The sequence below is a fragment of the Methyloligella solikamskensis genome, assembly GCF_042676065.1.
GTDB classification, from domain to species: domain Bacteria; phylum Pseudomonadota; class Alphaproteobacteria; order Rhizobiales; family Methyloligellaceae; genus Methyloligella; species Methyloligella solikamskensis.
The window spans coordinates 1,508,021-1,533,341 of record NZ_JBHTJO010000001.1; the positions used below are offsets into that span (position 1 = coordinate 1,508,021).

Genomic DNA, 25,321 nt, shown 5'->3' on the forward strand with positions numbered 1-25,321 from the left:
ATCGTTCTGAGGCCGATCCGCGTGGCATGGTGGTTGCAGCTTCACGGTCCGGCAGAGGCCGATCCGGAGCAGAGCAACAGACGAGGCGACAATGGCGCGATGGGATCTTCTGACGAGCAACGAGATTGAAGCGATGATCGCCGACGGGCGCGATCTGGCCGTGCTGCCGGTGGGCGCGACGGAGCAGCATGGGCCCCATCTCGCCTGCGGCTGCGATACGATCTCCGCGGAGACCCTTGCGCAGCTGGCATGCGAGCGGGCGAACGTCCTGGCGCTGCCCGCCTTGGCCTATGGCTGCTCCCTCGGTCACACGGAAAAGTGGACCGGCACGTTCTCGCTGCATCCGGGGACCATGATCGACGTCATCGTGGAGCTCGGCCGCTGGGCCGTCGCGAACGGCATCACCAAGCTGCTGTTCCTCTCCGGTCACGGCACCAACGATGCACCGTTGAAGAGCGCGATCCTGCAGCTTCGCTACGAATTTCCGGAGGCCCGGTTCGCCACCATGGGGCTGTGGGATATCTCGCCCCGGGTCGGCCAGCTCTATTTCCGGGATGGCGCCGACATCCATGCCAATCGGGGCGAGACATCGGTCCTGCTTCATCTGAGGCCCGAAATGGTCCGCATGGAGGAGAGCTTCGATGTAGCGGACGTGACGCCGGGCACGCACTTCTCCTACGCAATGCCGGCCACGACACCGACAGGCGTTGTGGGGAGCCCGAGCGAATCCACCGAAGAGGACGGCGCGATGATGGTGGAGACCATTGTCTCCGACCTGGCCGCCTGGCTCGAAACGGCGCTCGCCGAAGACTGGCCGACGCTTCCCGAAGGGCCGAAAGCGTAAGGGCAGAAGTCGTAAGGGCAGTTGCTCCGGGGTGGTTGCTCGCGGGCGGTTCTGGGGCAATGCTCGCGGTTATGGCCGATCCGCTCGATTCCGCATTCTTCGACCTCCTGACCGGAAGCTATCGCCGTCTGGTGGGTACGGATCTGGTCGTGCCGGGTCGGGACGCGCGCTGGCTTTATGAAGACGCGCCCTTCGCCGTGCTGGCCCACAACACCGACGACGATCCCCGTTTCGTCTACGGCAATCGCACGGCCCAAAGCTGCTTCGAGATGGGCTGGGACGAGATCGTGGGCCTCCCCTCGCGCTATTCGGCGGAAGCGCCGGAGCGGGGCGAGCGTCAGCGTCTGCTCGAAGCTGTAGCGCGCGACGGCTTCGGGCGGGGCTATCGCGGAATCCGTATCGCGAAGTCGGGCAGGCGGTTCTTCATCGAAGACGGGGTGATCTGGCAGCTCATCGACGACGCCGGCACATTCTGCGGCCAGGCGGCGACCTTCGCCCGCTGGACGGACGTCTAAGGCCCGTTTCTCTTATCTTTTGCTGCCCTTAGCGCTAAGCATCGGCGTTTCCTATCGCCTGATAAGATATTGAAATCAATGATATTTTTTGACGCGCGGCACTTGGTGCGCTAGGCGATCGCTCTTACGTGACCGGTAATGAGGCGCGCGAGCGCGGCCTGTCGCGGAAACTCGTTTTCGGTTCGCAAGGGCAGCGCTTCCGAGCGGCAGCCCCCTGAAGGAACGGGCGCGCCGCTCGTCCGAACGAAGAACCCAATAGGGAAAAAGAATATGGCTTCTGACAAAGATCGGAAATCCGACCACGACGATCATGCCGCGGGTGGCTGGGGTGCGGTGAACGCCGCCGAAAAGCAGCTGAGCCGGCAGAAGATCCTGGTGAAGGGCAACAAGCTCCTGCTCTCCATGAACAAGCCCGGCGGCTTTGACTGTCCGAGCTGTGCGTGGCCCGATCCCAAGAAGCCGAAGATCGCCGAGTATTGTGAGAATGGCGCGAAGGCCGTGGCCTGGGAGGCCACCAAGAAGCGCACGACGCCGGAGTTCTTTGCAGAGCATACGGTGACCGAGCTTCTGACCTGGAGCGATTTCGAGCTTGAGGATCAGGGCCGGCTCACCCATCCCATGCGCTACAACCCGGAGACCGACAAATACGAGGCGGTCGACTGGAATACGGCGCTCACCGAAATTGGCTCATACGTGCGCGAGCAGGATCCGAGCCGCGTCGAGCTTTACACCTCGGGCCGCACCTCCAACGAAGCCGCCTTCCTCTGGCAGCTCTACGGCCGGCTGATCGGCACCAACAACTTCCCCGACTGCTCCAACATGTGCCACGAGACGACCACCGTGGCGCTGCCCGAGAGCATCGGCATCGGCAAGGGTACGGTGACGCTCGAAGATTGGGAGCATTGCGACGCGCTCTTCATCATCGGCCAGAACCCCGGAACCAATAGCCCGCGCATGCTGTCCTATCTCCACGAGATGGCGATGAAGGGCGTGCCGATCGTCAGTTTCAATCCGCTGAAGGAGCGGGGGCTTGTCCGCTTCACCGATCCCCAGAGCCCGCGGGAGATGCTGACCGGCAAGGCCCAGCGGATCAGCTCCAACTATTTCCAGGTGCGGACCGGCGGCGACATTCTCGCCATGCAGGGCATCTGCAAGGTCGTGGTCGAGGCGGACGATGCCGCCAAAGCTGCGGGCCGCGAGCGCATCCTCGATGTCGACTTCATCGAGGAGCACACCCACGGGTTTGAGGCTTTCGCCGATTACGTCCGCGAGCTTAGCTGGGCGGATATCGAGCTCTACACGGCGCTCACCCGCGAGCAGATCGAGCAGGCCGCCGAGATCTACATGAAGGCCAAGAATGTTATCTGCTGCTGGGGCATGGGCATCACCCAGCACCGCCGCGGCGGCGACGCCATGCAGCAGATCATCAACATGCTGCTCCTGCGCGGGAACATGGGGCGGCCGGGCGCGGGCGCTTGTCCCATCCGCGGTCATTCCAACGTCCAGGGCGACCGGACGGTCGGCATCTACCAGAAGCCGAAGGAGCCGTTCCTGAAGAAGATGGACGAGGTGTTCGGCTTCGAAAATCCGCGGGAGTGGGGTCACGACACGGCCCAGTGCTGCGAGGCGATTCTGCGCGGCGACGTGGACGTCTTCCTCGGCATGGGCGGCAATTTCTTCCGCGCCATTCCGGACCTGGAGCGGGTGACGGCCAAGGTGAAGGATATCGGCCTGACCATGCATGTCGGCACGAAGCTCAACCGCAGCCATCTGCTCCACGGCAAGCGCGCCTATATCCTTCCCGCCCTGGGCCGCACCGAGCTGGACGAGCAGGAATGCGGCAAGCAGACCATTACGGTCGAAGACAGCTTCTCCATGGTGCACGGCTCCACCGGCATGCTGAAGCCGGCGAGCGAGCACCTGCGCTCGGAGCCCTGGATCATCGCCGGCCTTGCCAAGGAGACGGTCGCCGATCGTGCCGAGATCGATTGGGACGGGCTGGTCGCCAACTACGACCGCATCCGGGACAAGATGGAAGAGGTCTTCCCCGACCTGTTCGAGAACTTCAACGAGCGGCTTATGGTGCCGGGCGGCTTCCGCCTGCCAAACGGCGCATCGGAGCGCGTCTGGAACACGCCCACGGGCAAGGCGAACTTCCTGTTCAATCCGGCGCTCAAGGATTCCGACGATGCGGTGCCCGATTCCGGCCATCTGCAGCTCATGACGCTGCGCAGCCACGACCAGTTCAACACGACCGTCTATTCCCTGAACGACCGCTATCGCGGCATCAAGGAGGACCGCATGGTGGTGTTCATGAACGAGCGCGACATGGAAGAGCGCGGGCTTTCCGAAGGCGACATGATCACCTTCGAGGCGGCGGCCGACGACGGCATCGAGCGGATTGTCAGTGGCTTCAAGGTCGTGAAATACGACATGCCCCAGGGCTGCTGTGGTGCGTATTATCCGGAGACGAACCCGCTGCTCGCGCTGTCCCATCGTGACGAGCGCAGCAACACGCCGGCCTCAAAATCCGTGCCCGTGAAGGTCGTCGCCATGACGCCTGGTGCGGCACCAGAGACTGTCGTCGAAGGGCAGGGGCCTGAGCTGGTCCCAGCAGAATAAAGGCGCGTTCCGCCTTCATGTGCCATGGCGCGTGTCCTGAGTGACGCGACGCCGTGGCACATGCACCCTTGCCGCAATCTCCGGTAGGTAGCGTTTTCGCACGGACTCGGGGTTTCCGGGTGGCCCGGCTGGGCGTCTTCTCAAATTGTCACGCGCTTCAATTCCGCGCCTATTTCGCGTTGCGGATCGCGGCATCTATGTGCCGGGGGTGCGTAGTTTTAGATTTGGCTGTTCTTGCAGATGTTTTCCCTCGCCGCGCTGCGCCGTGATTGGTTCTCCAACCTGCGCGGCGATATCCTCGCCGGTATCGTCGTTGCGCTCGCGCTGATCCCGGAGGCCATCGGCTTCTCGGTAATCGCGGGCGTCGATCCCAAGGTTGGTCTCTACGCGTCCTTCTCCATCGCGGTGATCGCGGCCTTCGTCGGCGGTCGCCCGGGCATGATCTCGGCTGCGACCGCAGCGGTGGCGGTGCTTGTTGCGCCGCTGATCCAGAATCACGGCGTCGAATATCTCTTCGCGGCCACGATCCTGATGGGGATCCTGCAGGTGATCGCGGGCTTTCTGCGCCTCGATCTCCTGATGCAATACGTGTCGCGCTCGGTGGTGACGGGCTTCGTGAATGCGCTCGCCATCCTGATCTTCATCGCCCAGGTGCCGCAGCTCACGGGCGTGACCTGGATCACCTACGCCATGGTCGCTGCCGGGCTCGCGATCATCTACCTGTTCCCGTATCTGACGAAGATCGTGCCGTCGCCGCTCATCGCCATCGTTGTGCTGACGGTGGTCGCCATCTATGGCGGGCTCGATGTGAACACGGTGGGCGAGATGGGCCAGCTTCCGTCAACGCTGCCGTACTTCGCCATTCCCGCAGTGCCGCTCACCTTCGAGACGCTGCAGATCATCTTTCCGTTCTCGCTGACCATGGCGGCCGTGGGCCTGCTGGAATCCATGATGACGGCGCAGATCGTCGACGATCTGACCGATACGCCGAGCGACAAGCGCCGCGAATGCAAAGGGCAGGGCATTGCCAATTTCGTGACCGGTTTCTTCGGCGGAATGGGCGGCTGCGCCATGATCGGCCAGTCGGTCATCAACATTAAGTCCGGCGGCCGGGGTCGGCTCTCGACCTTCGTGGCGGGCGCGTTCCTGCTCTTCCTGATCGTGGTGCTGGGACCACTGGTGAGCCAGATCCCCATGCCGTCCCTCGTGGCCGTCATGATCATGGTCTCTATCGGCACGTTCAGCTGGCGCTCCATCAAAGACCTCAAGATCCATCCCTGGCAGTCTTCCGTCGTGATGCTGGCGACCGTCGTCATGGTCGTGTGGACCCACGATCTGGCGCAAGGCGTGCTGGTGGGGGTGCTTCTGTCCGGACTGTTCTTCGCCGGCAAGGTGCGCGGCATGTTCACGGTCACCTCGGACCTATCGTCGGACGAGACCTGTCGTACCTATCGCATCATCGGCCAAGTGTTCTTCGCTTCCACCGAGCGCTTCGTGGACGCGTTCGATTTCAAGGAAGTGCTCGATAAGGTCGTGATCGACGTGTCTCAGGCCCATTTCTGGGATATCTCTGCGGTCGGCACCCTGGACGAGGCGGTGCTGAAATTCCGGCGCGAGGGTGCGAGTGTCGAAGTGGTTGGGCTGAACGCGGCAAGCGCGACGCTCGTCGGGCGCTATGCCACCCACGACAAGCCGGGCGCGGCCGATCAACCGGCTGGGCACTGAGCTTTAGGGGAGGAATGAGATGACGCGACTTCTGGCCTGCATCGATGCTTCGACCTATGCGAACAGCGTCTGCGCGCTGACCGCCTGGGCGGCCAAGCGGCTCGATGCGGCGGTGGAGCTCCTGCACGTCATCCAGCGGAAGGATTCGGCGAGCGCCCGCAACGATCTCAGCGGGGCCATCGGGCTCGGCGTGAAGAGCGAGCTTCTGGAAGAGCTGACCCGGATCGACGAGGCGGCGGGCAAGGCCGCCATCGAGCAGGGGCGGGCCTTGCTGAACGCGGCGGAGAAATCGCTGAACGAGGCGGGCGTCTCGGACATCCATCAGGTCCATCGCCATGGCGGGATCATCGACACCATCGTCGAGCAGGAAGAGACCGCCGATCTCGTGGTGATCGGCAAGCGCGGCGCCTCCAGTGACTTCGCTTCCGAGCATATCGGCTCCAACCTGGAACGGGTCGTGCGCAGCAGCTCCAAGCCGGTGCTGATCGCCTCACGCCACGTGCTTGAGCCCAAATCTGCCGTGCTCGCCTATGACGGCAGCCCCGCAGCCCGCCGTGCGCTGCACTACGTGGCCAATTCGAACCTGTTCGAAGGGCTGGCGGTCCATGTTGTCGTTGCGGGGTCGAACAGCCCGAAGAATTGCGACTTGTTGGAAGAGGCCTCTTCCCAGCTTTCGGGCCGCAAGCCGGCGACCGTGACTCATCTCGCCGACGGCCCCGCCGAGGCGGTGATCGCCGAGTATCTCGGCACGGTCGACGACGCGCTGCTCATCATGGGCGCGTACGGCCATTCGCCCTTCCGGGCGTTCATCGTCGGCAGCACGACCACCGCCATGGTCCGCACAGTTCACGTGCCGGTCCTGCTGCTGCGGTAGCCGTTTTCATTAAGCGCTTCGGTTTGTTTGGGTTTCCCCTCGCGTTCCAGACCCCATATCTGGCATAAGCTAGTCTCTTGCAGAGGATTGGAGCGGATCGGTGTCTGTCCAAAGCCATACCAAACGCCTCACGGCGCCCGACATTGCCCGTAAGAAGGGGGGAGAGCCCGTTGTGGCCCTCACCGCCTATCACGCCCACACGGCGAAGATCGTCGATCCGTTCGTCGATCTGCTGCTCGTGGGCGATTCCCTCGGCATGGTGATGCATGGCTACGAGACGACGGTGCCGGTGCCCCTCGACCTCATGATCCGCCATGCCCAGGCCGTGGTGCGGGGCTCCGAGAAGGGGCTCGTGGTCGTCGACATGCCCTTCGGCTCCTATGAGGAGAGCCCCCAGGTCGCGTTCCGCAATGCCGCGCGCGTGCTGAAAGAGACTGGCGCCGGGGCGGTGAAGCTGGAAGGCGGCACCCATATGGCCGAGACCATCCAGTATCTAACCGACCGGGGCATTCCGGTGATGGCCCATATCGGCATGACGCCCCAATCGGTGAACGTGTTCGGCAGCTTCAAGGCGCAAGGGCGCCGTCGTTCCGAATGGGCGAAGTTCGAAGAGGACGCCCGCGCGATCTCCGACGCTGGCGCTTTCGCCGTCGTCGTGGAGGCGCTGGCCGAGCTTCTGGCGGCGCGGATCACCCGGCAAATCCCGATTCCGACCATCGGCATCGGCGCTTCCGCCGAATGCGACGGACAGATCCTCGTGCTGGAGGATCTGCTCGGCCTGTCGCCGCGGGTGCCGAAATTCGTGAAGGAATATGCGCAGTTGGGCGATGCCATCCGCAATGCGGTCTCGGCCTATGCGGACGACGTGCGGTCACGCCAGTTTCCCGGCGACGAGAATACCTATCCCATGCTGGACGACGAGGAGTCCGAGGCGCAGCCGGAGCCGAAGACAGCCTCCCGCTAGAGGCGCATGTCTGGAGGCGGCGGTGGAGCCCGAAGCGGAATTTCGCGCTTCTCGGCTTGCTTCGGACCGGCGGCTTCACTATACGCCCCGAGTGGATATAAGCGGCTGACGACCAGAAGAATCTGCTGCAGGAAACGCCTTTAAGGTAGGGCCATGAGTGACGGTGATCTTTTTCGCGAGGTGGACCAAGCGATCCGCCATGAGCGGTATCGGCTCCTTTGGGACCGCTATGGCTTCTACATCCTTGGGGCTGCCGCGCTGATCGTGCTGGTTGTGGCCGGCTATCGCGGCTGGGTCTACTGGCAGGAGAAACAGGCCCAGGAGACGGGCGCGGAGTTCGTCTCGGCTATGGAGCTGGTTCAGGCGGAGAACACCGAGAAGGCCGAAGAGGCCTTCCAGGATCTCGCCGAGAAGGCCCCCCAGGGCTACGAGACCCTGTCGCGCTTCCAGGTCGCGGCGGCCGAAGCCAATCTCGGGAACACCAAAGAGGCGATCGCCAAATACGATGCCATTGCTCAGGACGGCAGCGTCGATTCCATCCTGCGCGGCAATGCGGTGATCCAGGCCGCGACCCTGCGGCTGCCGGATGCTGACTATGCCGAGATGGAGCGCCGGCTGGAGCCCTTGATCGAGGAGAACAGCCCGTGGCGCTATTCCGCCCGCGATCTCCTCGGCCTGTCGGCCTACCGGACCGGCGACATGGAAACCGCCCAGGAGCACTTCAACACGCTGCTCGCCGATAGCGGCACGCCGGCCAATCTGCGGGAGCGGACGACGGTGATGTTGGCGGTGATCTCGGGCGCGATGTCCTCCGGCGAGGCGCCGGGCGGCACCGAAGCTGCGCCTGACGCTGGGGATGCCCCGGCCGAAGGCGCTTCTGCTCCTGCGGAGACTTCGCCTGCGGAAACTGCGCCGTCTGCTTCCGAGACCGCACCGGCCGAAGAGACGCCTTCCGCCGAGGCACCGGACGCTGAGACACCGGCTGCGGACGATGCCGCTGCGCCGGCGGAGACTGCGCCGCCTGCGAACGATGCACCCGCGATGCACGACAGCACACCGGAGCAGGGGACAGCGCCTGCGGAAGAAAGCTCGCCTGCGCAAGACAGTTCGTCCGAGGCCGGGTCTTCGGATGAGGGCGCGAGCGAACCGGACGACACCGGATCTGCGGACGACACGTCTTCTGAAGAGGAGACGCCTCCGGCGGGGTCCAACTAACGGCGCATTTTTTCAGGGGTGGCACGCGTGGCTGTGGAAGGTTTGAGACGCAAGATTGGCGCACACGGAAAGTCCGCCCTCAAGCTCGCTCTCGCCTCCAGCTTCGTGATCGGCCTTGCCGCCTGTGGCGCCAGCTCTCTGAACCCCTTCGAGAAGGAAGAGGCGAAGCTTCCGGGCGAGCGCATTGCGGTTATCCCGGATAAGGACTACCAGCCCGAGACCTCCCGTTCCGTCTCGATCCCTGGGGCGCGCACCAACAGCGCCTGGCCGCAGCCTGGCGGGTCGGCCAGCAATTCCCTCGGCAATCTGGCCCTGAGCGGCAATCTCACCAAACGTTGGCAGGTCAGCGTCGGCGAAGGGTCCTCCAAGCGGGGCCGGCTCAGCGCCGTGCCCATCGCCTCTGGCGACCGGATCTTCACCCTGGATGCCGAAGGCAATGTCTCGGCGTTCTCTGCCTCCAGCGGGGCCAAGATCTGGGCCGCCACCACGACACCGCCCAATGAAAGCGGCTCGGAAGGCTTCGGCGGCGGGCTTGCGATGGATAGCGGCCGGATCTATGCGACGACTGGCTTTGGCACTGTCGTCGCCTTTGACGCGGGTAGCGGCGCGGTGGTGTGGACCACGCGGACGGGTAAGCCGATCCGCTCCTCGCCGACCGTCTCAGACGGCAAGATCTTCTTCGTCTCCACCGACAGTGTCATCCATTGCCTGAACGCCAATACGGGCGCGGAGATCTGGAAAAAGCGAGGGCTCCCGGAGCCGGCCTCGCTGCTCTCCAATGTCAGCCCGGCGGTGAGCAGCGGCGTCGTGGTCGCGCCGTTCCCGTCCGGCGATCTGGGAGCGTATCAAGCCTCGAACGGCAAGCAGAAATGGACGGAGTCCCTGACCAGCCGAGCGGCCAACACGGCGTCTGGCGTGCTTGCAGATCCGGCCCGGCCGGTGATCGATCGGGGCATCGTCTTCGGCGTCAGCCATGGCGGGCGCATGGCGGCCACTTCGCTCTCCTCGGGCTCGCGGAGCTGGAGCAAGCCCATCGCCAGCACTCAGATGCCTTGGCTGGCGGGCGGCACGGTCTTCGTGGTGGATGTGCACGGCAAGCTGCTGGCCCTGTCGCGCAGCAACGGTGCGATCAACTGGGTGAGCGAGCTGCCCAAGGCGTCCCGCTGGAGCGGCCCGGTGCTTGCCGGCGGGCGGCTGTGGCTGGTGTCCAGCGCAGGGCTGCTGATTGGCGCCGATGCCCGCACCGGCCAGATCGCCACCGAGATAAATCTCGGCCAAGCCGTCCTCATCGCGCCCATTGTCGTCTCGGGCCGGATGTATATCCTCACCGACGAGGCCGAGCTGATCGCGCTCGGCTAGCAGCTTGCGGTCCCGATGCTTAAGGGCCGCCCTCATCCGGTTCATTCATGACCTTTACCGTCGCCATCGTCGGACGGCCCAATGTAGGCAAGTCCTCTCTGTTCAACAAGCTGGTCGGGCGCCGCCTTGCGCTCGTCGACGATCAGCCGGGGCTGACCCGCGATCGCCGTGTGGCCGACGCCGAGCTCGGCGATATGCGCATCAGGCTGATCGATACGGCGGGGCTGGAGGACAGCGGCAACGAGCTTCTGAGCAATATGCGCCGGCAGACCATGGCCGCCATCGGGCAAGCCGATCTGGTGCTGTTCCTGATCGATGCGCGGGAGGGGGTGATTCCCGCCGACCAGATGTTCGCCGGCATGGTGCGGGATTCCGGCAAGCCGGTGATCGTGGCCGGCAACAAGTGCGAGGGCCGCGCCGCTGAGCCGGGGCTGATGGAGGCCTATTCGTTGGGCTTCGGCGAGCCCATCGCGCTCTCGGCGGAACATGCGATCGGGTTGGGCGATGTGTCCGCCGCCATCGTCGAGGCTGCCGAGGCGCAGTGCGAGGCCCGGGGCGAGGGCAGCGAGGTGGAAGAAGGCGATGAGCGGCCCCTCAAGCTCGCCATCGTGGGCCGGCCCAATGCGGGCAAGTCTACGCTCGTGAACGCGCTTTTGGGCGAGGAGCGCATGATCACAGGCTCCGAGGCCGGCATCACCCGGGACGCTATCGCAAACGATCTGGAATGGGCCGGTCGGCCAATCGAGCTTTTCGACACGGCGGGCCTGCGCCGGAAGATGCGGGTCGAGGGCAAGGCGGAGACGCTCTCCGTGGGCGACGCCTTGCGGGCCATCCGGTTTGCCGAAGTCGTCGTGCTCGTGATCGATGCGGAGCGGCCTTTCGAGAAGCAGGATCTCACCATCGCCGATCTGATTATCCGCGAGGGCCGCGGTATCGTCATCGCGCTCAACAAGTGGGATCTGGTGAGGGACAAGCAGGGCCGGGTGAAGGAGCTTCGCGAGATGTGCGAGCGGTTGCTGCCCCAGGCCAAGGGCGTGCCGCTGTTGCCCATCTCCGGCCTCAAGAGCAAGGGGCTCGATGCGCTCATGGCGGGCGTATTCGAGATGGCGCGGCTTTGGAACAAGCGGTTGCCGACGGCGAAGCTGAACGACTGGCTCATCGATATGGTCGAGGCTCATCCGCCACCCCATGTCGGCGGGCGCCGGCTCAAGCTCCGCTACATGACTCAGGTGAATGCCCGGCCGCCGACTTTCGTCGCCTTCTGCTCCAAGCCGAAAGATCTGCCGGAGTCCTATATCCGCTATCTGGTCAACGGCTTGCGCGAGGACTTCAAGATGCCTGGCGTGCCGATCCGCTTCAATCTGCGCAAAGGGGAGAACCCTTACGCGGGGAAGGCGAGGGCGCGGCGATGAGCGAGGCGGCGCCAGAGCTCTATTTTTATCATCTGGAGCAGCGGAGCCTCGAAGACGTGCTGCCGGTGCTTCTGGAGCGCTCCCTGGAGCGGGGCTGGCGGGCGGTCGTGCAGGCGGGCAGCGCGGAGCGGCTGGAGCAGCTCAACTCCCATCTTTGGACCTATTCCCAGGCGAGCTTCCTGCCCCACGGCACGGCGGAGGACGGCCCGCCGGCGGAGCAACCGATCTTCCTAACCCTTGAGGACGAGAACCCCAACGGGGCCGCGATCCGCTTCCTGGTGGACGGTGCGCCGCTGTCGGAGATGGAAGGCTACGAGCGGGTCGTGATCCTGTTCGACGGGCGCGACGACGAGGCGACGGCTCAGGCTCGGCAGGAATGGAAGGCCGCGCGGGACCAGGATATTCCAGTCAGCTACTGGCAGCAGGACGAGACGGGCCGCTGGCAGCAGAAGGCGTAGAGCGCGCCACGAAGATGCTCTACGCTCTTGTAAAGCGATGGGTTGGGAGCGGTTCGGCGATGCGTTTATGGTCATGTTTTGCGGCGGCGTTGTGGGGCTGGAGTCTTGGCGCCGGCGGTGCGCTGGCGAGCGATTGCGCCCGCGATCTCTACGACCACAACGGCTCTCTGATGGAGATCGAGTTCTGCGACGGGGGCAGCGTCGTGATCGAATATGTCGAGCCGCGACCCGGACTGCAGAAGGCTGGCGTGGAGAGCGGCACGGTGCTCTTCAAGGGATCGCAGGCTGGCGACGGCAAGGTGAGCGGCAAGGCGACCATCTTCGACCGGAAATGTGGAGCGCTGACCTATCCCGTTGCCGGCGAGGCGGTCGGCGATGCGCTGATCTTGAATGGGGCTGCGCCGGTTCGTGGGGCCGATTGCAAGGTGAAGCGCTATCGGGAAGACGAGCTCGCCTTCGCTTGGAAAGGCGCGGAGGTGCAGGAGCCGCCTGCCGGAGCAGGGTCTGGGAACGGCGACTGGTACGCCATCGCCGCGGCGAGCCGGAATAGGGCGGAGGCGCAGGCCAAGGCGAACCGGCTGGGCTCAGGCTGGTTTGTGATGAAGACCGATCGCTGCCCGAACTTCACCAAAGGGCTTTGGATCGCCACCGCCGGCCCTCACGACAAGGTCGAGGCCGAAGCCTACGCGGGCGGGCCTTCGAGCGCCTATATCAAGCGCTGCCACTAGCTGCCCTCAAATGGCGATGCCGTAGCGCTTCAGCACCTGAAGCATGGCAAGATAGCCGAGCACGGTGAGCCCAACCGAGATGCCCAAGCTCAGATAGAAGCCCATGCCCCGCTGCAGCATAAGGGGCAGGGTGATGAAAAGGATGAGCGAGGGCAGCACCAGCCAGAAGACGCTGGTGGCGAAGCTCTCGATCTTCGCCACGTCCTTGGTGTCGATATAGAGCCAGATCATGGCCAGCACCGAGACCAGAGGGATAGACGCCAGGATCGCCGCCATCACGGAGCTGCGCTTGCCGATCTCGGAGATGATCACGATCAGCACGGCGGTGATCACGAGCTTCAAAGTGGCGTAGAGCAAGGGTGGCCTCTTCGATTTTTCGGTTTCGCAAGGCGCGGCAAAGGCTTCGCTTGCCGGGGGCAAATGCGACCGGTATAAGCGCCGCCAAATGAGTTTAGGGATTTTTGAGGGGTTTTGGCCATGGCCAACGAACGTACGCTTTCCATCATCAAGCCGGACGCCACGGAGCGGAACATTACCGGCAAGATCATCAGCAAGCTCGAAGATGCGGGCCTGCGGGTGATCGCGCAGAAGCGCGTGTGGTGGAAAAAGAAGGACGCGAAGGACTTCTACGAGGTCCATAAGGAGCGTCCCTTCTTCAAGGACCTTGTCGCCTACATGACCTCCGGCCCGATCGTTATTCAGGTGCTGGAAGGCGAGGACGCGGTTGCCAAGAACCGTCAGGTGATGGGCGCTACCAGCCCGGTGGATGCCGAGGACGGCACCATCCGGAAGGAGTTCGGCGTCAATATCGAGCGCAACTCCGTGCACGGCTCCGACAGCGTCGAGAACGCCAAGAAGGAGATCGATATGTGCTTCTCCAAGAAAGAGATCGTCGGCTAGCTGCAAGCTGCGCGAGCCGGACTTCCTCTCCCCAGGGGTGAGAGGTGTACGGTCGGAAACAAAAAACGCCGGGTCGAAGGGCCCGGCGTTTTCGATTCTGAGACTGTCTTGAGACCCGCTTAGGCCGTGTCCTCGATCCGGCGGATGCGGAAGGGCAGGCCGCCCTTCGGCGTGAGCGTCACGGTCGCGTGGATCTTGGGATCCTCCTCGCCGACATATTCCGGCGTGAAGCGGCGCAGCAGCTGCACCAGGGCCAGCGTGTTCTCGATCTGGGAGAGCGCGCCGCCGATGCAGGAGCGCTTGCCGGCCGCGAAGGGCAGGTAGCTGTATTTCACCCGCTTCTTCATGCGCTCGCGGGAGAACCGCTCCGGATCGAATTCTTCCGGGTTGTTCCAGAGCTTGTCGGAGTGGTGCAGCACATAGGTGCAGACCACGACCTTGTCGCCCGGATTGATCTTGTGGCCGTCGATCTCGTCCTCTTCCTGGGCGATGCGGATGAGGGCCCAGACCGGCGGGTAGAGGCGCATGGTCTCCTGGATCACCATACGGGTGTAGGTGAGCTGCTGAACCTCGTTCCACTCCGGATCGCGGTCGCCGCAGACGGCGTGAGCCTCTTCCCGGATGCGCTGCATGGCTTCCGGATGGGTCGAGAGCAGATAGAGCGACCAGGCGAGGGTGAGCGCGGTGGTCTCCGTGCCGGCCCAGAGATACTGCTTCATCTCGTCGACCGCCTGACGGTGGTCGAATTCCGGGAAGTCCGGATTTTCGGCCGCGTCCTGCAACATGCGCAGCAGGGTTTTCTCGCGATTGTCGATGATCGCGGCGTTCATCACCGAGTCGGGGACCGAATCCCAGATCTCCATGGCCTTGGCCACGTCGTCCTGGCTGATTTCCTCCAGCTCGCCGTTGACCCGGCGCATGCGGATCGACTTATGGGCGCCCACGTCGGTGTAGGTCTTCACCTGCTTGAAGATGAAGTGGGGATTGAACGGCATCTCGCGGTCGAAGAGGGCGCGGCAGACCATGTCGGCGGCCAGCGTCCAGGTCTCCTCGACCATCTCGATGGTCTCGCCCGACTCGGCGAGCTCGTCCCAGCGCTCCATCTTCGAATTGATGGAGTTCATCAGGTAGGGGAAGTACTCCTCGAACATGCCGGGGTGGAAGGCGGCCTGCTGAGGCATGCGAATCTTCTGCCAGAGCGCACCGTCGATGGTGATCATGCTCTTGCCGAAAATCGGCCGCAGCCCGTCGAAATACTTGGTGTAGTTATCGGCGTTCTCGACCAGAACCCGCTGTGCGTGCTCCGGCTTCGCCAGGATCACGATGCGCTGGTTCTTGAGATTGACCGGCATCACGCCGTTGTATTTGTCGGTCAGGCGCAGAAGCATCTGCATCGGGTTCTCTTGCGCCAGAAGCGGCGTGAGCTTGAACCAGACGCTCTGCTCTTCACCCAATCCATGTGACGGAGCGTAGGTGACTGTCATATCCACCATTTACGCCTTTCCCCTTATCATGAAGCTCGCGGGTGAGCTCTTTTCCCGGGGCCCCGTTGTCGGTGGCAAAGCGGCCTCACAGGGCATGCGGGAATAGGACAAGTTCTTGTTCGGCCGACTCATCTGCCGAAGCGTTGAAAAAAGGCGGCCTGTTACTGAGATATTGTATGTCCTGTAGCACTCTGGACGCCAGATTGTCCATGTTGCCGCTCGGGCGGATGGCCGCAATTTGCTGCGGTGCGGCATGGCTGCCACGCTTGCGCCGATCGGGGTTGAAAGTTGATGCAAATGACCTATCAGGCCCGGTCGTAAGGGGCAGACTCTATTTTTTCTGAATGGTTTACGACGATTTTATCGTCTTCGATGGTGACCGCGCCGGAGGCCACCAGCTTCAGGGCATGGGGGTACAGCAGGTGCTCCGCATCCAGGACCCGTGCGGCTAATGTGTCAGGCGTGTCATTATTTAGCACCGGTACGACCGCCTGATCGACGATCGGGCCCGAATCCATCTCCAAGCGCACCGCATGGACGGTACAGCCGGAAACCGTCATTCCGGCCTCGATCACCCGCTCATGAGTGTGCAGCCCCTTGAAGGCGGGCAGGAGCGAGGGATGGATGTTGAGATGGCGGTTCCACCAGCTTTTCACAAAGCCTTCCGTGTGCAGCCGCATGAAGCCCGCATTGCAGAGGATATCGAGCTCGGCCTTCTTGAGGTTGCGGTCGAGCGCCTCGTCGAAAGCCTCCCGGCTGTCGAAGGTCCGGTGATCGAGGGCGAGAGTTGGAATGCCGGAATCGGCCGCTTTCTGGAGGCCGGCGGCGTCCGGATTATTCGAGGCGACGAGGACGATCTCGGCCGGGTAATCCGGCTCGTATTGGCAGGCTTCGATCAGCGCGTGGAGATTGCTCCCGCGGCCGGAAATGAGAACGCCGACGCGCTTCTTCTCCATGGCCCTCAAGATCCCCCGAAGTCGAGGGAACCGCTATAGCGCACCGGCTCGCCGTCTTTTCGCGCCGCAAGGCGTCCGAGGGGGAAGGGCGCAGCACCGGCTGCTTCCAACGCGTGGATGACAGAGTCTTCCGCTTCCTCTGGGATCACCACGACCATGCCCACACCGCAATTGAAGGTGCGGAGCATCTCGTCCTCGGCGATATTCGCCGTTTCCTTCAGCCAGCCGAAGACCGGGGCCGGCTCGAGAGCGTCGAGATCGATCTTGGCGACGAGTGTGTCGGGCAGCACCCGGGGAAGGTTCTCGGTGAGCCCGCCGCCGGTGATGTGGGCCAGCGCCTTGATCACGCCGAGCTGGCGGTGAACCTCAAGCAGGGGCTTCACATAGATGCTTGTCGGCTCCAGCAGCGCTTCGCCGAGGGATTTGTCCTTATCGAAGGGGGCGGGGTCGTCCCAGGCGAGGCCCGCCTTCTCCACCACCTTCCGCACCAAGGAGAACCCATTGGAATGGATGCCGGATGAGGGAAGGCCGAGGATCACATCGCCCGCAGCGAGATCGTCGCTCGGCAGGATCCCATCCCGCTCCACGGCGCCGATGGCGAAGCCGGCGAGATCGTAATCCTCGCCCGCATAGAGACCCGGCATCTCCGCCGTCTCGCCGCCGATCAGGGCGGCGCCGGCCTGCTTGCAGCCTTCGGCGATGCCGGCGACGATGGTCTCGGCCTTGTCGGTCTCCAGCTTTCCGCAGGCGAAATAGTCGAGGAAGAAGAGGGGCTCGGCGCCCTGGACCACGAGGTCGTTGACGCACATGGCCACGAGATCGATGCCGATGCGTTCGTGATGGCCGGTCTCGATGGCGATCTTGAGCTTGGTGCCGACGCCGTCGGTGGCGGCCACCAGGATCGGGTCCTTGAAGCCGGCTTCCTTCAGGTCGAACAGCCCGCCGAACCCGCCGAGCGACCCCATGACGCCAGACCGCTTGGTCTTGGCGGCAATCGGACCTATGGCCTTCACCAGGGCGTTGCCGGCTTCGATGTCGACGCCCGCATCCTTATAGGTGAGGGAGCCGTCGTCTCGTTGGGAATCGGAGTCTGAGGCCAAAGATCGTACCTAAGGATGGCGCCGCGACAGGGGCGCATAACAAGCGGCCAAGCCGCGCCCCGTCAAGGAGAAGCTGACCTCACCTAGTGCTGATAGAAGCGGGCGAGATGAGATTCGGCGTGGGCGGCAATCTCGGGGTCCGGGTTTTCAGCCAGACGGTGCAGCACGGGCTCCATCCCTTCCACACGCTCCGGGCGCTCGGTCGCGCACATCATGGCAATCCATGACCGGTCCATATCGATCAGCCGGGTGATGAAGCCGGGATCGCCGTCGTAGAATTCGTGGACGTGGAACCAGAAGGCCTGGACGTTGGGGAGGTAGAGCTCGTCCTCGTCGAGGCTCAAAACTTCGATTACCCATTCGTCGAGGTCGAACTCTTTGAGCCGCTCGTCAGCGGCCAGACTCCCAAGGCCGTAGGATCCGGTATCGAATCCGCGCACGAAGCCGCCGCAAAGAGCGCGGCGGAGCGCCGGGCGGCGGCTGAGGCTGGTGATGAACGCCGCGAGGCTCGGCGCTGCCTCGTCCTCCGGAAACGATTCGTCGGCGAAGAGCGCGCCGAGATAGCGCGCCGCGCCGGCCGCCACCATGGGGTGGGGATCGTCGATCAGGGGCAGAATCTCGGCGGCGCACTGCTCCCATGAGACCGGGTCGGCCTTGTCGGCGAGTATCTCGAGTTCTTCCGCCTTTTCCACGGCTACCCGCATGCCGGGCTGGCCGAGACCGCGGGCCTCCAGATTGTCCATCCAGTCGTCGAAGACTTTTCGGAAGACCGGATAGCCGTGGGTGGCCACGTCGTAGCAAAGCTTGAAATGGGCGCCGGGGTCGATTGTCAGGTTGCGTTCGTAGGCGGCGAGAAAGGGAGCGATCTCCCGCTTTGCCGTCTCGACATCCCACGGCACATGCAGCTCCGGAGGCAGCTGGTCGTCGTTCAGGTCGCCAGGAACCGGTTTGCCCCGGGCCTCGTAGCGCTCCTCCATCTCGCGAATCCATTGCCGCGTATGGGCGTTCCGGTCGTAGAGGCTCTCTTCAATGGTGCTCGCCGCACAGGCCTGGAGGTGGCCTGCCTGCCAGACCTCCATATTGCCTTGAAAATCCAGCGGCGGGCTGTCAGGTGCAATCCCGAGAATCCGAAAGCAGAGATCATAGATGCGCTTCAGGCTCTTGCTATCCACATCGCCGGGGATCTCCAAACCCTGGAATGCGGTGACGAGTGCATCGTAATCGGGCGGAGACAGCCCCGCTTCGAGCTGTTGCAGCGCGTTTTCCAGATCGTTTGTCATGTCCTCTGCCTTGCCGTTAAGGCGCCTTTCGGCACCGGGCGGGTCGAGGGAAGCGATTCTGTCGCGAACGGCGTCATCGTGGCGTCGTTCGCGGAGCATGTTAGACAGCATCCGGTCACAATTTGGCGGAAAAAATGTGAGGTCTTTTGGGGGTATCGGGGGAAATGCAGCGCACCACTTGTCACGGCGCGCCGGATGGCCTTTCTTTCCGTCGGAATTTCAATTCTTTCGGGTGACGAACGTGCGGTCCTTCTTTCATTTCATCTGCTTGGCGATTCTCGCCGCGGCACCACTTGGCGTTTCGACGGGGGCGGCCCAGGCGGCTGGAAGTCTCTACGACGTCGAAAAGATCAATGTGGATGTGACGGCCGCCAACGCCGTTGCCGCCCAGAAGAAGGCCATGGCCGAAGCCCAGGCGAAGGGTGCGCAGGTTCTGTTTCGCCGGCTGGTGTCGCCGGAGGCTTATGACCGGCTGCCGCAGCTCAGCCAGGCGGAGGTAGAATCCCTGGTCACCGGCGTCTCTATCGGCCAGGAGCGCTATTCCACGACCCGCTATATCGCCTCGCTCGGCGTGAGCTATAGCGAGCCGGGCGTGCAGCAGCTGCTCGCCAGCTATGGTCTGCCGGTCGAGACTTCCCGCGCCGCCGAGATTAAGCTTCTGCCTGTGGTGGTCGATCAGACCGGCGCGACGCAAGAGCAGGGCGAGATGGCGAAGGCCTGGCTTGAGGGCTGGGAGAATGTCGACCTCGCTCATGCGGTGGCGCCGGCCGATCTGGTGAAGCGGCGCGGCGTGCTCGATCAGCAGCGCCTGTCTGAGATCTTGAACGGCAATATCGACGCCTACGAGTTCCTGCAGAACGAGGTCGGCGGGCCACTCGTGATCGCTATCGCCGAGCAGAAGGGCGAGACGCTGTCCACGCGGCTATTTGGGGCTGATGCGGTCAGCGAAGTCGATCTGATGCAGGACGTGCCGATCGGCGGCGATGTTGATGCGGCCGCCATGACGGCGGCGGAGCAGGGGTTCGCAGCCTTGCAGGACCGCTGGAAATCCATGCAGTCGGGCGCGGCCACGGCCATGCCGGAAGGCAGCCAGCCGCCGAATTCCGGTGGCGGCGGCTGGTTCAACTTCGGCGGCCGTCAGCAGCAACAACAGCAGCCGCCGCCGCAGCAGGGCTACCAGCAAGATTACGGGCAAGACTATCAGCAGGATTATCAGCCCGAGCCGCGCAATAATGGAGGCGGCTGGTTCAATTTCGGCAGCCGAGAGCAAGCAACGCCTCAGCCGCCCGCGGAATACATCGTTGCCCGGGTCGAGTTTCAGGGGCTGATGGGCTGGCAGGAAGCGCGCAGCCGGCTCTCCAACGTTCCGGGAATCCAGCGCCTGGAGGTGAATTCCTTGTCGCCGCAAGGCGCCTCGATCACCTTCGATTACGCAGGGTCGCTGAACCGGCTGCAGCAGGATCTGGCCCAGAACGGATTTTCCTTCGAGCCGGGCCAGGGCGAATATGTGCTGCGGGCTTATTAAACCCGGGCCGTCCGGCGCGTTTTGCGCGATTGCCGATCTTTTTGTGTTGAGTTCGATTTATTCGGCGGATGCTGAACCGTGATCGTGAATATCCCAAATAGCCTGACGCTGGCCCGCATCATCGCGGTGCCTTTCGTCGTCTGGCTGATCATCTCCAACGAGATGACCCTGGCGTTCATCCTGTTCCTGCTCGCCGGCGCATCGGACGCAGCCGACGGGTTCCTGGCTAAGCGCTTCGGCTGGAACACGGAGCTTGGTGCCTATCTCGATCCGATCGCCGACAAGGCGTTGCTGGTCAGCATCTATGTGACGCTGGGCTTCTCGGGCCATCTTCCCGTCTGGCTGGTGATTGCGGTGGTGAGCCGGGACGTGCTGATCGTCGGCGCCTTCATGTTGTCGTCCATGCTCGGCCGCCCGGTGGCGGTGCAGCCGATTTTGATCAGCAAGTTCAACACCTTCTTCCAAATCGTTCTGGCAGGCGTCGTGCTCGCGGAGCTCGGTGTCGGGTTCGGGTTGGGCGGGGTGGTGCAGGTGCTGGCCTGGATCACCGGCATACTGACCATCACTTCGGCGGGCGCCTATTTCTGGGGCTGGCTTGTCTATATGGCCCGCTACGAGCCCGTGCCCCATCGGCCTGCACGCCGTGCGAAAGGCGTGCGTGGCGCGCAAGGATCCGGGGTCTCGGCGCGATGATGCGGGAGCAGCTCGTTCTGGACCTGCCGCACCGTGCCGCGCTCGGCGCGGACGATTTCCTGGTGAGCGACTGCAACCGCCTGGCCGTGGAGCTGATCGATGCGTGGCCCGAATGGAGCGCGCCGGCGCAGCTTCTGGTCGGGCCGCCGGCGAGCGGCAAGACCCATCTGGTGCGGGTGTGGCAGGTCCGTTCCGACGCCATGGCGCTGACTGGGGACGAGGGCGAGCTTGCGGCGGTTGAGGCCGCGCCGCGCGGCTCGGCCTTCGTCCTGGAAGATGCCGACCGGGCCAGCTTCGGCGAGCAGGCGCTGTTTCACCTTATGAACCTGGTGAAGGAGGGCGGGCATTCGCTGCTGATCACGGCGCGTCAGCCGCCTCCGCGCTGGGGGATCGATCTGCCGGATTTGCTCTCGCGGCTCAACGCGCTGCCGCTGGCCGATATCGGTACGCCGGACGCGCCGCTTCTGAAGACGGTGCTTCTGAAGCATTTCGCCGACCGGCAGCTCAATATCGAGCCGAAGGTACTGGAGTATCTCGCGCTCCATGTGGATCGCTCCCTGGAGGCGGCCGCGCGGGCGGTGGAGGCGGTGGATCAAGCAGCGCTGGGCTCGGGGCGGAAGATCAGCCGTCAATTGGCGGCGGAAGCCTTGCGCCACACCCAGCCGACGGAGTAGGCGCTTTTGCCGTCTACCCCGATTGCGGGAGACAGGTGAAAATTCACCCTAAGCGCCATACTGTAACAGCATTGCAATGGTTGATGGGCATAGCTTGGGGTCGATCCTGCGCCACCCTTTCTGAGCCTGGCGGCCATACCGACATTTGAATCGAGGCGGTAATGACGTCGACGGATACTGTTCAAGCTATGAGTTCCTCTCCCGAACCTTCCTCGTTCGGGCCTTCCCGCTTCTTCAATCGCGAGCTGTCCTGGCTCTATTTCAATCAGCGCGTCCTGGAAGAGGCGGAGAACGAGCGGCATCCGCTGCTGGAGCGGCTGCGCTTCCTGTCCATCTCCGCCTCGAACCTCGACGAGTTCTACATGGTCCGTGTGGCGGGCCTGCGGGGCCAGGTGCTGGCCGGCATCGAGACGCCGAGCCAGGATGGGCTGACGCCGGCGGAGCAGCTCGATCGCATCAACGAATTCGTCGCCGAGCTTACCGCCGATCAGCAGGAGATCTGGGTGAAGCTGAAGGCGCTGATGGACGAGGCCGGCGTCGACATCCTCGGGGCGGACGAGCTGACCGAGGAAGAGAAGAGCTGGCTCGACCAGCATTTCCTCGACCACATCTTTCCGGTGCTGACGCCGATCGCCGTCGATCCGGCGCACCCGTTCCCGTTCATTCCGAATTTCGGCTTCACCCTCGGGCTTGAGCTGGTGCGGGAGGGCTCGCTCCGCTCCATGCACGCGCTGATGCCGATCCCGCCCATGCTCGACCGCTTCATCCGGCTGCCGAAAAGCGAAGGGGAGGGCCAAGCGATCCGCTTCATCCGGCTGGAGACGGTGGTTGCGATCTTCGTCGACCGGCTGTTTCCCGGCTACCGGGTGCGCAGCCAGGGCGCCTTCCGGGTCCTGCGCGACAGCGATCTGGAGGTGCAGGAAGAGGCGGAAGATCTGGTGCGTCTCTTCGAATCGGCGCTGAAGCGGCGCCGGCGCGGCTCGGTCATCCGGCTGGAGATCGAGAACACCATGCCGCCGCGGCTGCAGCGCTTCGTCATGCAGGAGCTGAACGTCACGGAGGACGAGAGTTTCGTGCAGAAGGGGTTGATCGGGCTTTCCGACACGGAGCAGCTCATCGTCTCGGATCGGCCGGACCTCAAGTTCGAGCCCTTCAACAGCCGATTCCCGGAGCGCATCCGCGAGCATCAGGGCGATTGCTTCGCGGCGATCAAGGAGAAGGACATCGTCGTCCATCACCCCTACGAGTCCTTCGACGTTGTGCTTCAGTTCCTGAAGCAGGCCGCCGCGGACCCGGATGTGGTGGCGATCAAATGGACGCTCTACCGCACGGGCAAGGCCTCGCCGATCATCGACGTGCTGAAGGAGGCGGCGGAGAACGGCAAGTCCGTCACCGCTGTCGTGGAGCTGAAAGCGCGCTTCGACGAAGAGGCGAACATCAAATGGGCGCGCGACCTGGAAAGCGCGGGCGTTCAGGTGGTGTACGGCTTCCTGGAGCTGAAGACCCACGCCAAGCTCAGCCTGATCGTTCGCCGGGAGCGGGGCGAGCTCGTCACCTACTGCCATGTAGGCACGGGCAACTACCACACGGTGACGGCGAAGATTTACACCGATCTCTCCTTCTTCACCGCGGACCGGTCCATCGGCACGGATCTATCGCGGGTGTTCAATTTCGTCACCGGCTATGCGGAGCCCGCTGACCTGGAAGCGCTATCCTTGTCGCCCCACGGCATCCGGGCGCGCATCCTCGATCACATCCGCGAGGAGATGTATCACGCCAAGGAAGGGCGGCCCGCCGCTATCTGGATGAAGATGAACTCCCTGGTCGACAAGGAGATCATCGATGCGTTGTACGAGGCGAGCCAGGCGGGCGTGGAGATCGATCTCGTGGTGCGCGGCATCTGCTGCCTGCGGCCGGGACTTGCCGGGCTTTCGGAACGCATCCACGTGAAGAGCATCGTCGGCCGCTTCCTGGAGCATTCGCGCATCTATTGCTTCGGCGCGGGCCACGGCCTGCCGCACCGGAAGGCGGCGATCTATATCTCGTCGGCCGATATGATGCCGCGCAATCTCGACCGGCGCGTCGAGGCCATGACGCCGATCTCGAACCCGACGGTGCATGAGCAGATTCTCGATCAGATCATGATCGCCAATCTGAAGGACAACATGCAGAGCTGGCGGGTGCTGCCCGATGGAAGCTCGGAGCGCATCCGGCCGCCGGAAGGCCAGGAACCTTTCAGCGCCCAGAGCTATTTCATGACCAATCCCAGCCTTTCGGGGCGTGGCCAGGCGCTGAAGGAAAACATGCCGCCGCGATTTGCTCATCTCGTACAGACCGGGTAAGCCTTGGATCTCCTGAATCTTTTGCGGGTGCCCACGCCCCATTCCATGGCTCGTCGCAGCGATCTCAGCCCAGTCGCGGTCGTCGATGTCGGGTCCAACTCGGTACGGCTCGTGGTCTATGAAGGCGCCACGTCGGCGCCGACACCTTTATTCAATGAGAAGGTCCTCTGCGGACTCGGCCGCTCCGTCGCGTCGACGGGCAAGCTCGATCCGAAATCTGTGGAGCGTGCCTTGCGGGCGCTCCGGCGTTTCCGTGAGTTGATCGATCAGATCGGCGCGAAGACGGTCGAGGTGATCGCCACGGCCGCGGCGCGCGATGCCGAGAACGGGCCCGATTTCGTGACCCGGGCGGAAGCCATTCTCGGTGCTCCCGTGCAGCTCCTGACCGGCACCAAGGAGGCGGAGCTTGCCGCACGCGGTGTGCTCGCCGGCCATCGGGGCGCAGACGGGCTGGCGGGCGATCTCGGCGGCGGCAGCCTGGAGCTAGTGGATATCTTCGACGGGACGACCGGCGATGCGGTGACCCTTCCGCTGGGCGGCTTGCGCCTGATCGACGTCTCCGGCGGCAGCCTCAAGAAGGCGCGCGAGATCGTCGATGAAGAGCTCGACACGGTGGACTGGCTGGAGAAGGGCAAGGGCCGGGATTTCTATCTGATCGGCGGCACCTGGCGTGCCTTCGCCCGGCTCTACATGGCCCAGATCGAATATCCCTTGAGCGTCATGCAGGATTTCCGGATCAAGACGGAGGACGCGCTGAAATTCGCCTCCGCCCTCGATCTGCAATCTCCTAATTCGCTCGCCGGAATCAGCGAGATCTCGAGCGCCCGGCGCGAGACCGTGCCTTATGGTGCGCTGGTGCTGGAGCGCCTGATCCGCCGGGTGAAGCCGAAGACCATCGTGATCTCCGCCTTCGGCATCCGCGAGGGGCTGCTCTATTCGCTGCTCGACGAGGAGGAGAAGAACCAGGACCCGCTGCTTGCCGCGTGCGACGACCTCGCAAGGCGGCGGTCCCGCTCCATCGAGAACGCCTACGAGCTGTGTGATTGGACCGATGCTCTATTCCAGGGCGAGAAGCTTGAGGAGACGCCCGAACAGCGCAGGCTTCGCCATGCGGCGTGCCTCCTGTCCGATATCGGCTGGCGGGCCCATCCCGATTATCGCGGCACCCAGAGCCTCAATCTCGTGGCCCAGGGGAATTTCGTCGATCTCGATCACCCGGGCCGCGCCTTCCTGGCGCTTACCGTCTATTTCCGGGCGGAAGGCTATGTGAAGGACGAGCTGACCGAATCTCTTCGTGAGCTTATCGACGAGGACATGGTCTTGCGCGCCCGCATCCTGGGCACGGCCATGCGCGCGGCGAACATGGTGTCCGCGTCCCTGCCGGGCGTGCTGCCCCATACACCGATCACTTACGAGGATGACAGGCTCGTCTGGACGCTTCCGGATCCTTTCTGCAATCTGGAGGGCGAGCGGGTCGAGCGGCGCTTCAAGAAGCTCGCCGGGCTTCTGGATCTCGATGGCGAGGTCCGCACCGGCATCTCGGTGCAGCAGGCGGCAGTCTGAGGCTTCGCGGCGTGATGCGGGCAGGCGGTCTTGCGCGAAGCGTCATATTTTCCCAAATGATTGTGACATCAGGGATGATGGTGTCTTA

General features: G+C 63.7%; 22 protein-coding genes. 17 read left to right on the forward strand and 5 right to left on the reverse strand.

All coding sequences use genetic code 11. The features are described 5' to 3' along the window. The first annotated feature begins 91 nt into the window (after positions 1 to 91). The 11 genes from ACFQ2F_RS07345 to ACFQ2F_RS07395 all read left to right on the forward strand — a co-directional run bounded on the left by ACFQ2F_RS07345 (position 92) and on the right by ACFQ2F_RS07395 (position 12,716). Positions 92 to 844, forward strand: a complete 753-nt coding sequence (locus ACFQ2F_RS07345; protein WP_379087916.1) for a creatininase family protein — start codon at positions 92 to 94, stop codon at positions 842 to 844. Positions 845 to 903: 59 nt separating this feature from the next. Beyond that, a complete protein-coding gene (locus ACFQ2F_RS07350) occupies positions 904 to 1,359 on the forward strand; it encodes an MEKHLA domain-containing protein (protein ID WP_379087919.1) in 456 nt (151 codons plus the stop codon). 270 nt (positions 1,360 to 1,629) lie between these two features. Beyond that, a complete protein-coding gene (locus ACFQ2F_RS07355) occupies positions 1,630 to 3,981 on the forward strand; it encodes an FdhF/YdeP family oxidoreductase (RefSeq protein WP_379087922.1) in 2,352 nt (783 codons plus the stop codon). Positions 3,982 to 4,221: 240 nt separating this feature from the next. Next, the gene (locus ACFQ2F_RS07360; protein WP_379090636.1) at positions 4,222 to 5,706 is read left to right on the forward strand and encodes a SulP family inorganic anion transporter; all 1,485 of its coding nucleotides are present in this window, start codon (positions 4,222 to 4,224) and stop codon (positions 5,704 to 5,706) included. Positions 5,707 to 5,725: 19 nt separating this feature from the next. Then, complete coding sequence (locus tag ACFQ2F_RS07365) at positions 5,726 to 6,580, forward strand: universal stress protein (protein ID WP_379087925.1); 855 nt, start codon at positions 5,726 to 5,728, stop codon at positions 6,578 to 6,580. Positions 6,581 to 6,680: 100 nt separating this feature from the next. Next, positions 6,681 to 7,544: a 3-methyl-2-oxobutanoate hydroxymethyltransferase gene (gene panB / locus ACFQ2F_RS07370; protein ID WP_379087928.1), complete on the forward strand. Its 864-nt coding sequence runs from the start codon at positions 6,681 to 6,683 to the stop codon at positions 7,542 to 7,544. A 153-nt stretch (positions 7,545 to 7,697) separates the two neighbouring features. Continuing rightward, positions 7,698 to 8,759, forward strand: coding sequence for a tetratricopeptide repeat protein (locus ACFQ2F_RS07375; RefSeq protein WP_379087931.1), 1,062 nt, complete (start codon positions 7,698 to 7,700; stop codon positions 8,757 to 8,759). A 42-nt stretch (positions 8,760 to 8,801) separates the two neighbouring features. Continuing rightward, a complete protein-coding gene (locus tag ACFQ2F_RS07380) occupies positions 8,802 to 10,118 on the forward strand; it encodes an outer membrane protein assembly factor BamB family protein (RefSeq protein ID WP_379087934.1) in 1,317 nt (438 codons plus the stop codon). Between the two features lie 47 nt (positions 10,119 to 10,165). Continuing rightward, entirely contained in the window at positions 10,166 to 11,530 is a 1,365-nt protein-coding gene (gene der / locus ACFQ2F_RS07385; RefSeq protein WP_379087937.1) for a ribosome biogenesis GTPase Der, read from the forward strand. After that, entirely contained in the window at positions 11,527 to 11,988 is a 462-nt protein-coding gene (locus tag ACFQ2F_RS07390) for a DNA polymerase III subunit chi (RefSeq protein ID WP_379087940.1), read from the forward strand. The genes der and ACFQ2F_RS07390 overlap by 4 nt, the downstream gene beginning before the upstream one ends. A 59-nt stretch (positions 11,989 to 12,047) precedes the next feature. Next, positions 12,048 to 12,716, forward strand: a complete 669-nt coding sequence (locus ACFQ2F_RS07395) for a hypothetical protein (RefSeq protein ID WP_379087942.1) — start codon at positions 12,048 to 12,050, stop codon at positions 12,714 to 12,716. A gap of 6 nt (positions 12,717 to 12,722) precedes the next feature. Here the strand turns inward: ACFQ2F_RS07395 and ACFQ2F_RS07400 are convergent, their stop codons facing one another. Beyond that, positions 12,723 to 13,073 (reverse strand): DUF3147 family protein, encoded by a 351-nt coding sequence (locus tag ACFQ2F_RS07400; protein WP_379087945.1) that lies wholly within the window; start codon positions 13,071 to 13,073, stop codon positions 12,723 to 12,725. A gap of 120 nt (positions 13,074 to 13,193) precedes the next feature. Here ACFQ2F_RS07400 and ndk point away from each other — a divergent pair, with 120 nt between their 5' ends. Then, entirely contained in the window at positions 13,194 to 13,616 is a 423-nt protein-coding gene (gene ndk / locus ACFQ2F_RS07405; RefSeq protein ID WP_379087948.1) for a nucleoside-diphosphate kinase, read from the forward strand. A 119-nt stretch (positions 13,617 to 13,735) separates the two neighbouring features. Here the strand turns inward: ndk and ACFQ2F_RS07410 are convergent, their stop codons facing one another. The 4 genes from ACFQ2F_RS07410 to ACFQ2F_RS07425 form a co-directional block, all read right to left on the reverse strand. Further along, positions 13,736 to 15,109 carry a cytochrome P450 gene (locus ACFQ2F_RS07410; protein WP_379087951.1) on the reverse strand — a complete coding sequence of 458 codons (1,374 nt, stop codon included), beginning with the start codon at positions 15,107 to 15,109 and terminating at the stop codon, positions 13,736 to 13,738. Between the two features lie 296 nt (positions 15,110 to 15,405). Beyond that, positions 15,406 to 16,056, reverse strand: coding sequence for a phosphoribosylglycinamide formyltransferase (purN, locus tag ACFQ2F_RS07415; protein ID WP_379087953.1), 651 nt, complete (start codon positions 16,054 to 16,056; stop codon positions 15,406 to 15,408). A gap of 5 nt (positions 16,057 to 16,061) precedes the next feature. Then, positions 16,062 to 17,156: a phosphoribosylformylglycinamidine cyclo-ligase gene (purM, locus tag ACFQ2F_RS07420; protein WP_379087956.1), complete on the reverse strand. Its 1,095-nt coding sequence runs from the start codon at positions 17,154 to 17,156 to the stop codon at positions 16,062 to 16,064. 83 nt (positions 17,157 to 17,239) lie between these two features. Then, positions 17,240 to 18,436, reverse strand: coding sequence for a hypothetical protein (locus tag ACFQ2F_RS07425; protein WP_379087959.1), 1,197 nt, complete (start codon positions 18,434 to 18,436; stop codon positions 17,240 to 17,242). A gap of 241 nt (positions 18,437 to 18,677) precedes the next feature. Here ACFQ2F_RS07425 and ACFQ2F_RS07430 point away from each other — a divergent pair, with 241 nt between their 5' ends. From ACFQ2F_RS07430 to ACFQ2F_RS07450, 5 genes are all read left to right on the forward strand, one after another. Beyond that, positions 18,678 to 19,961 carry a hypothetical protein gene (locus ACFQ2F_RS07430; protein WP_379087962.1) on the forward strand — a complete coding sequence of 428 codons (1,284 nt, stop codon included), beginning with the start codon at positions 18,678 to 18,680 and terminating at the stop codon, positions 19,959 to 19,961. A 78-nt stretch (positions 19,962 to 20,039) separates the two neighbouring features. Then, complete coding sequence (locus tag ACFQ2F_RS07435) at positions 20,040 to 20,654, forward strand: CDP-alcohol phosphatidyltransferase family protein (RefSeq protein ID WP_379087964.1); 615 nt, start codon at positions 20,040 to 20,042, stop codon at positions 20,652 to 20,654. Next, the gene (locus ACFQ2F_RS07440; RefSeq protein ID WP_379087967.1) at positions 20,651 to 21,328 is read left to right on the forward strand and encodes a hypothetical protein; all 678 of its coding nucleotides are present in this window, start codon (positions 20,651 to 20,653) and stop codon (positions 21,326 to 21,328) included. The genes ACFQ2F_RS07435 and ACFQ2F_RS07440 overlap by 4 nt, the downstream gene beginning before the upstream one ends. A gap of 188 nt (positions 21,329 to 21,516) precedes the next feature. Beyond that, entirely contained in the window at positions 21,517 to 23,670 is a 2,154-nt protein-coding gene (locus tag ACFQ2F_RS07445; protein WP_379087970.1) for an RNA degradosome polyphosphate kinase, read from the forward strand. Between the two features lie 3 nt (positions 23,671 to 23,673). Continuing rightward, positions 23,674 to 25,233: a Ppx/GppA family phosphatase gene (locus tag ACFQ2F_RS07450; RefSeq protein ID WP_379087973.1), complete on the forward strand. Its 1,560-nt coding sequence runs from the start codon at positions 23,674 to 23,676 to the stop codon at positions 25,231 to 25,233. Positions 25,234 to 25,321 lie beyond the last annotated feature (88 nt).